We start from the raw sequence: 13,091 nt of genomic DNA on the forward strand, positions 1-13,091 counted from the left end.
CACTCCTTTCTTCAGGTTCATTTTCTCAAAACCATCTGTTCTTCTGCCTTACCAGTATGGACTAGCATTCTTTGTAATAAACCTTCCGGTTACAGCTGAATTCTATTGAATCAAGTTCAATAACAAACGAAAAAAACCGAGAGGTCCTATGTGGCGGAACCTCCCGGTTTTATCAATATAAAGTAATCATTGAAGCACATTGTATTTTTGTTTTTTCTAGCGATCTTACGTTCTCTAAAACTTTGATTAATGGGTATTTCCGTTCGTACAAAAGATAAGCCCCGCAGCATTTTGCCGCGAGGCTTTCCTTCTTCACCTAACCCTTTAGCACTTTGGCGTACCAAGGAGGTAGGTTCGGTATTATTCTTGATCCTCAGTAATAGTTACATCTTCTTCACCAGCAGTATAGATAACTTCATCTACATCATCAGAATCAATGTCATCAACGTCTAGAGTATATTCGTTGTTATTAGTGGCATCTTCATTTACATTATTAACATCGATATCAGACCCATCGTCTTCATTAACAGTCCAGTCATCGCTATCAGTAGAAAGTCCAGTAACTGGGTTACCATTAACATCGCGAGCAGTTACATCTACTTCATCATCCGTTACATTCTCTGTCCAATCAGACTGCTCAGCATCCAATGTACCAATGACAGTCTGATTATCTTCTGTAACATCAACATAGTTAGTTACATCTACTTCAATGTCGTAATCACCAGCTTCTTCGATAACACCTTCTGCAATAGTGATTATGTTTTCAGTTACTGTGAGTGCATCTTCTTCAATAGAGAGTTCAATATCATTTCCATTGTCATCATCGAGTGAAACTGCTGTTACGGCATCAGCCCAGTCTTCTGTACCATCAGTTACATCGAATGTGATGTCACTATCAATTGAATCGTCATCAATCGATACATCTACAGCACCCTCAGTAGTTTCAGTTAATTCATTCTCAAGCGTAGCATCGCTTGTATCAATGCTATGAGCACCAGTGAACGCATCAGCATCAGCTTCGATGTCACCTACAAGTGTAACAGCTCCGGTACCGTCTACATCAACGTCAGTGTCAAACGTAACATCCGTGAAGGTTGTGTCTTCATCTACAGTTACATCCTCATCAAATGTAATATCTTCAAAGGAAACGCCAGTAGTACCTACAGTTACACTATTAGAGGTTACACTATTTTCGTTACCATCTACAGAAAGACCAGACGCTGCACTGTTAGAGAGAAGGCTATCAAGGTTACCACCGTCAATATCACCATTCAAAGTCAAGCTGTCGATGCGGTAAATTTCACCTTCACTGTTAACTCGAACTTCTACATCGTTGTCTTCAAGAGCGGCACCCTCATTCTCAAACAATGTTTGAGCGTCACCAACTGCATTATAGGTCTCACCGTCAATTTCAACAATTGTACCATCAGAGTTAATGTAAGTTACTTCACCTTCAGTTGCATCAGGACCATCATCAACCTCAACCGAGTTCAAGGAACTGAAATCACCGTCAAGCTCGTTAATGGCTGCTTCAGCGTCGTCGTCATCAGCATCTACGAAGAACTGAAGCTGGTTGTTCAGGTAATCAGTGTCTTCAAATGCTTCTTCTACATCTTCCATTGCAGAGAGGAGGCCGGAGATGCTGCCTGCTGCCTGTTCGCTGTTTACTGCACTTAGCAGCTCATCGCGCTGTTCGATTGTGGAATCAATAGCTTCCTCAATTTCGCTGATGCTGTCGAAATCTTCGTCGCCATAAGTTGCTGTGAACAATGCTGCAATTTCAGGGCGATCGCTACCTAGATCGACGTAAGTGTCATAGTTAATTGCGCGAAGTGCAGCGTCCATTTCACTTTCGCTAGCACTTTCAACATTTGCAATCTGCGTTGTTGTTGTCAATGCAGACTCAATTTCAGCATCTGTCTCGAATTCAACATCTGCAAATGTTGTCATCAACTGACTGCGAAGTGCCTCGCCTGCATCGTTATCGGCTAAGAGATCTGCGTTGAACTCGTCTGTGTCAAGATCAAGTTCATTCAGTGCTTCACGAAGACCTTCATCATCTTCGTCTTCAATCGCTTCAACCACAGCTTCGATGTCATCTGCGATTTCTTGAGCGTTTACTTCATCGATGAAGTCTTGAACTTCGTCGGAGCTTGTGAAGAGTGCATCTTGATCTTCAAATGCTTCAAAGTAAGCTTCAGCGTTGTCTTCAGTTACGTTTTCAAAGCCTGCATCGCGGAATGCGTCGGCAATATCTTCGTCGCTGGACTCATCATCAATGCTGTCAAGTGCATCGTTAACATCAGCTGTCGTTTCTAGATCTTCAAGGTCTTCAAGCAGCTCGTCGCTGTCGTCGATGAGATCTTCGAATGCTTCAAGAAGTTCTTCTGCATCTTCGATGTTATCTTCTGTCGGCTCTTCAACTGCGAGGTCGTAAGCTTCCATCGCAAGGCCTACGTTAACGTCTTCGATGATTTCTTCAAGCTCTGCAAGCGTTTCCGGCTGTGCATCTTGGATCGCTTCGAAGTAGTCTGTAAGTTCAACGCCATCTACGCCATCTACAAATTCGCCGTCAACATCAGCATCGTCGTCGTTAACAATCTCATCAACATCGTCAGCAGCGATTGTTGTTTCAAGGGAAGTTAGCGCTTCTAGGAACGCTGTTTGAGACGCTGTTGTGTTCAACGTTTCAAGGCTTTCCTCTACACTTTCTGCGAACTCTTCATTCGTGCGGTCAACCGCACTTTGAATCCGCTCTACGGTGTTTGTGAAGCTGTCATCAATTTCAGCAAAGTACTGGGAGATGAAGTCTTCGTTCACATCAGCAAGATCCAGCTGTGGCGCCTGCAGTGCTTCTAAAAGCGCGTCCTCATCATCATCATCAATCGCATCATTCACTTCATCAACTGCATCATCCACTGCATCATCAGTAAAGTCAAACTCTACCTGGCTGTCATCGTCAGCTGGTACGTAAGTCACTTCGATCTCGCCTTCTTCACCTGCTAGATCGTCATGCGTTACTGTGAATACGCCTTCGCCTTGTGCTTCTAGGTCGAAGTCTTCAAGCTCAACTTCGTCACCATCTTCAATGTTAAGCGTGATGTCGAAGTCTTCACTGGAAAGGCCAGTTACATCTTCATCAAGCTCGATGTTGAAAGAAGTGGAGTTGTTCAACGAGATGTTGCTGATGGAGAGGTTTTCAACCTGCTCGTCAAGGTCAGCTTCAAGCTCTTCAAAGTCAGCAAGGCCTTCAATTTCAGCGTCTTCGTCGAAGTCAAGGATCTCGTTGATCAATGCGCGAGTGTCTTGTACTTCAGCGCGGTCGGAAAGATCAGCGTCTTCAAGACCAGCGATTGCTTCTTCAGCTTCTTCGATGTTGCCGTCAAGGTCGTAAGTGTTGTCAAATGAAGCGTCAGTACCTTCAACCGTGATTGTACCTGCTTGGTCAGTCAAGTCGCCGTGAGTAACAACAACGCTGTCACGCTCTTCACTGATTTCAAATGTAAGCTCGCCAGCGTCGATTTCTTCGCCGTCAGCGTCTACAACTTCGATGTCAAGATCGAGGTCGTCAGCGTCAACGTCTTCGTCAAGTGCTTCTTCAAGTGATACTGTGAAGCTTGTTTCACTATCGGACGTTACTTCAACAACTTCTACGTCAACGATCGGGGAAGTTTCAACTTCGCCTTCTTCATTTACTTCAGCACGAACATAACCAGTTGTGTCAACCTCTTCAGCGTTTTCAACGATTTGGTCGAAGTCGCCATCGTAGTCACGGTGACCTGCTGCGTACTCACCAAAGCTTACATAAGAGCCTTGTACGTTTACTGCTTCGTAATCCGGTACTTCAGAGTCGCCAGTCAAGAATTCAAACAATGCGTCTGTATCCTGGTTGCCCCAAGCTTCTGCAAAACGCTGTGCGTCAACAACGACCGTTTCGCCGTCAACATCAAATGCAACTTCTTGAATTGGGCTGCCGCTTTCGTTCTGCTCTTCTGCACCAGCTGCAGCTGGTGCGACGACCGCTGCTGTTGCTGCCATTGCTGAAAGTGCGGAGATCGACAATACTTTGTGTGGTACTTTACTCATTCAGGAGTCCTCCTAAAATTTATTGCGCTTCGCGGATATCCACGTAAGCGTGATATAAGTCTTGTTCTGGAATTTCTTGGACGTTGTACGTCGTCCAGCGTTGTTTTGCCGGCTCGTGCTGCATGCGGATCGACCGTTGCGGCAGGCTCACATACAAGCTTTGTGAGCTGTTGATATGTAAACCAGCCGCTTTCAAGTTTTCCTCCGGGATGACGATGTTGAGCATACCCGGCAGCACCGTATCTACACGGCCGACATCACGTAAAGTGGTATGCGTCATAGCTTGCATGCCTCGATTCGTTTACTGTTCTACTGTTGGGTTTTCAAGGTTATCGATGCTTTCTGGAAGTTCACCGTAAATTACGAAAGCTTCATTGTCTGCATCATACTCGAATGCCTGCGTTTCACCATCGTTGTAGTGAAGTGTCAATTCAGCATCCGCTTCAGTGGAAAGACCAGCAGCTTCAGCATCTTCGAAAGATACATAGACGTTGTAAAGACCAGGAAGACCCGCTTCTTCTTCTTCAGCGTTTACATCTTCAATGGTCAAAGCTTCGTCACCCGTGTCTTCTTCACCGTTGTCGTCGCCATCTTCACCATTTTCGTCTTCATCTTCGTCTTCTTCTTCCTCATACTGAGCAACAACCGCTTCAGCGATCGCATCTGTATCAATGCCTTGTGCACCTGTATCGAAGAATTCGTTTTCTTCTGCATCAAATTCTAGTGTGCGCTCTTGGCCATCAACGTAAAGTGTTAGTGTTTCACCTTCGCCTGTAGCAAAGCCTGCATCTGCAGCTGCGTCAGCAGAAAGAGTGAAGTTATAAGCACCTGGCACACCGATGTTTTCTTCAGCGCCGCCGATGTCCTGGAAGTTGATGTCTTCATCGACGACTTCAACCTCGTCAAAAGCTTGCGTCAAGTAACCGTATGTGAGTTCAACAGCAAAGTCGCCTTCTGTCAGATCGGCTGCAGCGCCTTCTGTGTCAACAACTTCAAGCGTTGCATCGAAGCTGTCATCTGCATCAAGATCAGCTGTCGTGCTTAAGGAAGCTGTATCGAAGTTGTCTACATCGAAATCATCTTCATCAAGGTCAAGCGCGACATCTACAGCGTCGTCTTCAACTGTATCAACTACAGATCCTGTTACTTCTACAACGCCGTCGCCTGCGTACTGCACATTAACATCTGCGAAGTCCGCATCGAGGCTGTCCCAAGTGCCGGCACGGTGTAGGAACGTTGCGAAGTCTTGACGGAGAACGTCACGCGTTGTGCCGAACTCTGTTTCGCTAACCCCTGTTGTGATGTCAGCTGCATAGAGCGCTTCGATGTAATCTTCATAGTAGTTGTCGATGTCTGTGAAGTTATGATCTGGATTTACGTTTGTATCAAGGTCAAGGGCACGTACAAGCATTGCTGCTGTTTCGCCGCGGGTGATTTCAGCCTCCGGGTCGAATGTGCCGTCTTCACGGCCTTGAATGACGCCTTCTTCTACAGCTTTTGCCACGTGCTCGTAGTACCAGTCAGCACTATCGTCATCTGCATCAACGTCAGGGAAGCCTGGATCCTGTACATTGTCTGTGTCCCATTGAAGGAAACGGGAGATGAACGTTGCGGCCTGCGCACGAGAAAGCTCGTCACCAACACCGAAAGTTTCTTCTGTGTAACCTCTAATGATGCCTGCTTCGTCCAGCACGTTCACCGCTTCTGTGTAGTACATGTCGGATTCAACGTCTGTAAAGCTTGTTGCATTAATTGTTTGTTCTTCTTCAGCAGTTACCGAAGAAGCAGCAACTGCCGTTACAGCCGCAGCTGTTACCGATGTTGCGAGAAACTTACGGTAAGACTTTGTTTCGCTTGCCATGAATTAATTCCTCCTTTTATAGTAAGCAGACTGCGCAAAACGCCAAAGGGCGAAATATGTAGCAGACTGCTTATTGCAGGTGATTTCACTGCATATCACAACGGTACTTAGGCAGCTGGAAACGCGCTTGGGCGTTGGGCTACCGGCATCTACCGTTCTATGAATCCACAACGTTCAGTATAGATTCCTTGATTTTGAATGTCAACCAAATGAGGGATGAGTGTTCCAATTAATGTTAAGTAGTTAGAAGAGATTCATAGAATATGGATGATGCAGGAAATCTGCGTTAATCCTTATTTTACAACATTGTGTGTTGTTTTCAACATTTTTAGCAAATTTTCTGCGGAATTGGAGCGATTTTCATAGAATTATTACGTTTGAGAACAGAAACACCCCTTTTTGTTAGGATTTACGCCTAGACGCAAGGGAGGTTTGTTACATTTGTCATTAGATCTTAAAATTTCGTTTACAATGTTACAGCTGGGTCTTGGGACTTGCGACTCGAGCCAATGCTGGAGGTGCGCGCTCCATTTTTGCGGGAGCGAGGTCCACTTTCCGGGGAGCGCGCTCCACCGATGGGTGTGTGGAAACCGGCCGGGCGCCGGTTTCCTTCCTTATCAGGGTTGGGAGGATGTGAAAAGCCGGCGGCGGCCGACTTTTTTCCACTTTGAGATGTGGGAGCTCCACTTTTACGCTGGGCCGCTCCATTTCCGGAGATACGCGCTCCACCGCGCTTGGATTTGCTCCATTTTGGCGGGAGCGAGCCCATTTTTCGGAGAGCGAGGTCCACCGGTGGGTGTGTGGAAACCGGCCGGCGCCGGTTTCCTTCCTTATGAGGATTGGGAGAATGTGAAAAGCCGGCGGCGGCCGGCTTTTTTCCACTTTGAGGTGTGGGAGCTCCACTTTCGCGCTGGGCCGCTCCATTTCCGGGGATCCGAGCTCCACCGCGCTTAGATTTGCTCCATTTTTGCTGGAGCGAGGCCCACTTTCCGGGGAGCGCGCTCCACCGCGCTACGCGCTAGTGCAGGAGCATCCGCTTTTGCACGGTAACGCATCACCGGGCCGGGGGTCAGGCACCAAAAAAACCCGCCGCGTCAGCTGACGGGCGGGATGTCTTTGTTTAAGGTGCGGGTGAGAAAGGCAGCGAGTTCGGCCCGGGTGACCGGGTTATCTTCTTGGAAGCTTCCGTCCGGGTAGCCGCTTATGATACCGGCGCCGGCGACGCGGTGGATCGCGCCGTAGCCGAAGTAGCTTTCAGAAACGTCGTCAAATGGCATCGCTTCATCCGGTGATGGATACACGAAGCTGCGCTCGAGTACGGCGGCAGTTTCGCCGCGGGTGATCTCTTCATCCGGTTGAAAACCGCCGTCCGGGTAGCCGCTGAGCAGCCCGCGGTCTGTTAATGTAGCGATCGCCTCGGCAGCGAAGTGTTCCGCCGGCACATCGTAAAAGTCCTCACTTTCTCCTTCAGCGCTAAAGCGGGCGGTGCGCTGCAGCATCGCCGCCGCTTCAGCGCGCGTCACCGGGTCATCCGGACGCATCATATCGTTATGCCCTTCCATCACACCGTCGTTAAACATGCGCACGAGGTAATCAAAGTGCCATTCGCTCCCTGTAATATCATCAAACAGCTCGTTCATCGGCTGGCCGTGGCCTGGCAGCTCGCCTGGCTCTTCAATCGAAATCATTTCTTCTACGCCGGCGAGCTCTTCGCCGTCACGGATTGGAATGACTTCGTAGCCGTGCGATCCCGGGCCGGGTTCATCCGTGAACGCGGCCTCGCCAGGTTCAACGCGGCCAACGTCTTCGAAGTCGCGCCGGATCAACAGCTCATCGAATGTGGCGTCGTCCACTTCGTTCCACGTAAGCGTCACGACATTGTGATCTTCTGTGCGTTCGATTTGCAGCCCGCTAATCTCCTGCTCCCCGCCTGTTTCAGCAATGTTTAAGGTTTGCTCGATGGTGCTTGAGGCGGCACCGTCTTCTGCGATGGCGGTGAGTTTGTACGTGTGTGTGCCGGGGCCTGGGTCGTCGGCGTAACTGGTGGCGCTGCCGGTGATCGGGCCGAGCTCGGTGCCGTTTCGGGTGAGCTCGTAGTAATCAGGTGTGAGGCCAACTGGTGCGTCCCAGGTGAGTTCTGCCTGGCCGAAATCGATTTCTTTGACGTCGAAGTTGAGCGGCGGCTGGATGTCAGGGTCGGTCGTGTCGTTGTCGCTGCTGCCGAAGTTTTCGGGCATTTGGATGAGGCCGTAGCCGTATGTTTCTGTGTGTTCGGTGCTGTTCGTTTCGGTGCGGATGTGCTCGCGAATGTCGGCTGCTGTGTCTTCAGGCCGGGCTTCGTGCAGCAGGGCCAGGTGACCGGTGACGTGTGGAACGGCCATGCTTGTGCCGTTCTTCACCAAACGTGTGCCGTCATTGGATGTGCTCTTGATGTTGACGCCGGGTGCGGTGAGTTCAAGTTCCGGTCCGCTTGCGGAAAATGAGGCGCGCTCGTCATCGTCGTTCGTGGCGCCGACGCCGATCACTTCGTCAAATTTGGCCGGGTACTCCACCCCGTTTGTGCTGTTATTCCCGACGGCGCCGACGATGAGCACACCTGCTTCTTCAGCTGCCTGCACGACGTCGTCCATGACGGAAGGTTCGGTGCCGGCGCCGATGCTTAAGTTAATAATATCGATATTCTCGTCAATCGCCCACTCAATCGCTTCAATGGCGGCGGATTGGTAGCCTTTGCCTTGTTCGTCGAGGATGCGGGCGCTGTAAAGTTCAACGTCTGGTGCGATGCCGTACATCCCGCTGTCGTTATGAGCGGCGCTGATCGTGCCGGCGACATGCGTGCCGTGGCCGTAAGCATCCCCCGCGTCTTCAACATCCGGGTGAAACGATTTGGCGCCGGCTACTTCGAGGTCGCTATGTCCCTCGTAGATCCCGCTGTCGAGGACGGCAACTTTGACGCCGTCCCCTGTGTAGCCGTTCACCCACGCGTTGCGGGCGCCGATCCGGTCAACGCCCCAGTCGACGTACGGGGTGAGACCGGTGGCCGAAGCGGCGGCAAGCGGTGCTTCTTCCGCTTCGGCGGCTTCGGCCGGCGGGAGTTCGATGGCACCATCGGCGGTGATGTCGGTGACGCCGTCAAGGTCTTTGGCGGCGGCACGGGCATCTGCGTCGAGTTCGGCGCGGACGGCCGGGATGTGGCTGTAACTATGTACATTTTGTGCGCCGGCTTCGGTTAAGGCGGGAGCATCGACAGCGGCCTCGTCCTCGAAGAGGATGAGGCCGCTGTCGGCAGCGCCGGCGGCCGGGGCCGCGCTCGCGAAGGCGAGGGCGGCGGTGAGGGCGGTGGCAGCGGTGAGGGGCAGGCGGCGGGCGGCGGGTCTGCTTGGTTGAAGCATGGATGAACTCCTCTCTATGCTAAGCGCTCAAGTGAGCCTCTTTTAAGTAAGTAGTTTCATTATAACGTAGATTTGGAAAATTCTCGACGGTGGCGCGATGCATTTTCGGGGAGGGGTGCTCCAGTTCTGCTGGAGGCCGCTTCATTTTTGCTCGATGCCGCTCCATTTTCAGGCAAGCGCGCTCCATAGACGGGCGGGCGGCGGTAAAGTTGAAGAAACCGGCGGCGGCCGGTTTCTTTCCTCCAAATTTGAGTTGGGCAAAGCCGGCTGCAGGCCGGCTTTGATCCACTTAGGGAAGTGCGCGCTCCACTTTTGCTCGATGCCGCTCCATTTTTGGGGAAGCGCGTTCCACCGCGTTTGGATTTGCTCCACTTTTGCACGTGGCCGCTCCATTTTCGGGGGTGCGCGCTCCACCGCGTTTGGATTTGCTCCACTCTTACACGTGGCGGCTCCATTTTCGGGGGAACGCGTTCCACACGCACGGGCGGGCAGTCCAGAAATAGAAAAAGCCGGCACTCGGCCGGCTTTTTCTCCTACTTGATTAGGTTTGATGGGGTGCCTGACGCCGCTTTCGCGCTGTGATACTGTACAGGAGGGTCTAGTTGTTGGCTTTACTTAATTTCAAAGTCCATCCTTACATTTTCACTTAGCTTATCGCCCTTAATGGAGTGAACATTTTTGACCCAAAGTGTATAAGTCTCTTCGGTAGTATATTTCGAAACCGGAAGTAATTTAAGTTCAGCAGAACCACCATTTGTACGATCAATAATGTAAAGCTGAGGTTGCACTTCTCCCAACTCATTCGTTACAAATACATTTTCTTCTTTTATTGTATCGTAACTAACTTCCTCATTAAATTTTACAGTCCAAGATTTACCTGGGCTCACACCTTCTTTTGCAGCTAGCGGCTCAAAATTGTCTAGATCTGGCTGATCAGCATGGATTTGAACCGTTTTTGTTGACTCTATATCTCCAAGTGACGCTTTTACTTTTGTTTCACCTGGTTCCTTAGCAAAAAAATCCCCGCTTTCTTCTGATAAGATACTTCCATTCACAACATCCCAAACTAAATCTTTACTATTGATATATTCAGAGTCCCCATTTTGATAAATTACTTTTATGTTCGGGGTGTAATCACTAGAAACCTCCAACTTAGGCCAAGATTCGATTTCTATATCTACTATAGGATTGTGATTCTCCATACCATAAACATAAGTGCTATTACCTAAAGATCCTGCTACTATATCCTCACCGGCTTTAAAATTTAGAAGCTGATAACCTGCATTAATTTGCAAGACTGGCTCTTGAGTGTACATATTGTACATATGATAACCTTCTTCTCCATACGGTTCATATATAACATAGTTCTTGCCATAAGTATAGATTCGTGAACCGGTTGTCGGATAACTAGCGCCTGTCATATCCAAATCTAATGAGTAATCATTAGCAACATCTAAAAACTTCGGTCTTTGACCAGGTGAAGAAAGTATTAGGTAGTCCTCATCTCCACTATACACTGCTCCACCAACTGTTTCCCAACCTAAATCTTCCGGTGTTTGCTGCTCAACCACAGCTCCACTAGTTAAGTCTCTTACTGTAAATCCAATAGTTTCATGAACTACAGCAACTTCATTGCTTTTTTCAAGATAACTAAAAGACTTTATATCTTCTGCAAACCTCATTTCTGTTATAATGTTACCCTGATCCAAATCAAACACTTCAATTACTTTGCCTTCCGAAGCAATTAAATAACCTTCCTCAGTAAATTCAACTTCACTATACTCCCCCAAACTATCTTCCCAAAAAGCTTCTTCAGAAGCATTCCAAATATAAGTGCTGTAACCTACTGTTTCTTCAAGGGTTAGAGCTATCCACTCTTCATCATCACTTACACTTATTGAAATAAGACTTTGATTACCAAAAGCCGGAGCCGAAATCGAACCTAATTCTCCTCCGCTTTGACTATCCCATTTTCTAATGTTCCCCAATTCATCTCCCGTATAGATAGTCGACCCTGATTTGGAAATTTCCACATCTTTGATCTCCCCCATGTTCTCTATATCAAATAACTTCGTTGCTTGAGGAACTTTAGCATCCGCTGAAGCATAAAATTCCCCAGAAAATAGTACGCTAATTATGAATAACAAAAAAAATTTACTATGGAGATTATTCAATTAGAATCACCCTTATAAGCTTATTTTTTGTAACTTGTTACTAGAGATATAAGATTATTTAACATAACTACGATTAAGGTCGATAGCCACTCCACTATAATAGGAACATTCTAAGTTGTCTTCTGACAATGTAACCCGCCCATTATCGCGTGTAAGTGTCATTTCACATCCATAAGGATCATATACGAGTGAAGCAGTATGAGGACCCTGCTTTTCGGCTACCCCCTCAATCTGTCCAACATGTGTATAAGCTACATCTGCTTCAAAGGAGAAATACTTGTCGTTTTCATCTGTGATTACCAACCCCCCCCGAAGATCTGGATGGTCATCAATTGTATAATACCCTTCCCATAGCGAAGTTTCGATACCATGCTCTTCACCAATTATAACGCGCTGATTCACTTGATCCCATTGAACAGATACTCCTGCGGCCTCTACAACAAAACGAAGCGGTACCACAGTGCGCCCTTCATAAATGGTTGGGGGTACATCCAATTGGTGCATGCTTCCGTTCACAGTTGCCATTTGGCTGTTGATTTGCATTTCCATTTTAGTATCACCAGCCGTTGTGATCGTTTGTGTTGATTGCTCCCAATCTACCATAACCCCAAGCGATTCAAATATAGGACGTAGTTCTACCATAGTACGACCTTCTGTAATATGAGCCGAATTTGTGAATTCAAGCCGATCACCATCCACATATACATCTATGCTAGACGCTTCAGCTTTAGGTGAGAGGATAAGTAACGACGCAAATAGCAACATTGCAAATGAAGATATAACTTTCATATGTAACACCCTTTCTATTTTTGTCCAATAAAATAGTTCAAAAGCCTATCATTTGGTTTTTATTATACATATAAATAATCAAAAAGTCTATTTGAGAAGATATCTTTCTTTATTAGTTCCAGAAATATCTATTGAAAAATAGTGCAGTCCAGAAGTGAAAAAAGCCGGCGCGGGGCCGGCTTTTTCTCCTGCTTGATCGGGGTTGGTCGGGTGTCCGAGGCCGCTTCATTTTCGGGGAAGCGCGCTCCATCGCGTTTGGATTTGCTCCACTTTTCCACGTGGCCGCTCCAGTTTCAGGGGTGCGCGCTCCACGCTGCGCGGGCGGCGGTAAAGTTGAAGAAACCGGCGGCGGCCGATTTCTTTCCTTCAACTTTGAGTTGGGCAAAGCCGGCTCGGGGCCGGCTTTGATCCACTTAGGGAAGTGCGCGCTCCACTTTTGCTCGATGCCGCTTCATTTTTGGGGAAGCGCGTTCCACCGCGTTTGGATTTGCTCCACTCTTGCACGTGGCCGCTCCATTTTCAGGAGAGCGCGCTCCACACGCACGGGCGGCGGTAAAGTTGAAGAAACCGGCGGCAGCCGGTTTCTTTCCTTCAAATTTGAGTTGGGCAAAGCCGGCTGTGGGCCGGCTTTGATCCACTTAGGGAAGTGCGCGCTCCACTTTTGCTCGATGCCGCTTCATTTTCGGGGGTGCGCTGAAGTTAGTATAAATAGTGGACACGGCACATTGGCACATGGTTACATGAAAGACAACAATGATAAAGGGCGTGAACCTTATGGCCAAAGCTAAG

Annotated in this window: 6 protein-coding genes; all 6 read right to left on the reverse strand. The window is 48.4% G+C overall.

The window, feature by feature from the left end:
* Positions 1 to 360: 360 nt before the first annotated feature.
* Complete coding sequence (locus tag B0H94_RS14815) at positions 361 to 4,086, reverse strand: hemoblobin-interacting domain-containing protein (protein WP_106590035.1); 3,726 nt, start codon at positions 4,084 to 4,086, stop codon at positions 361 to 363.
* Between the two features lie 19 nt (positions 4,087 to 4,105).
* Positions 4,106 to 4,366, reverse strand: a complete 261-nt coding sequence (locus B0H94_RS14820; protein WP_106590036.1) for a hypothetical protein — start codon at positions 4,364 to 4,366, stop codon at positions 4,106 to 4,108.
* 21 nt (positions 4,367 to 4,387) lie between these two features.
* Positions 4,388 to 5,947 (reverse strand): S-layer homology domain-containing protein, encoded by a 1,560-nt coding sequence (locus B0H94_RS14825; protein ID WP_106590037.1) that lies wholly within the window; start codon positions 5,945 to 5,947, stop codon positions 4,388 to 4,390.
* Positions 5,948 to 7,041: 1,094 nt separating this feature from the next.
* The gene (locus B0H94_RS14835) at positions 7,042 to 9,339 is read right to left on the reverse strand and encodes a S8 family peptidase (RefSeq protein WP_106590039.1); all 2,298 of its coding nucleotides are present in this window, start codon (positions 9,337 to 9,339) and stop codon (positions 7,042 to 7,044) included.
* Positions 9,340 to 9,950: 611 nt separating this feature from the next.
* A complete protein-coding gene (locus tag B0H94_RS14845; protein WP_106590041.1) occupies positions 9,951 to 11,513 on the reverse strand; it encodes a WD40 repeat domain-containing protein in 1,563 nt (520 codons plus the stop codon).
* 54 nt (positions 11,514 to 11,567) lie between these two features.
* A complete protein-coding gene (locus B0H94_RS14850; RefSeq protein WP_106590042.1) occupies positions 11,568 to 12,302 on the reverse strand; it encodes a copper amine oxidase N-terminal domain-containing protein in 735 nt (244 codons plus the stop codon).
* Between the last annotated feature and the right edge of the window lie 789 nt (positions 12,303 to 13,091).

Origin of the sequence: Salsuginibacillus halophilus, from assembly GCF_003014715.1 — a bacterium.
Taxonomy (GTDB): Bacteria; Bacillota; Bacilli; order Bacillales; family Marinococcaceae; genus Salsuginibacillus; species Salsuginibacillus halophilus.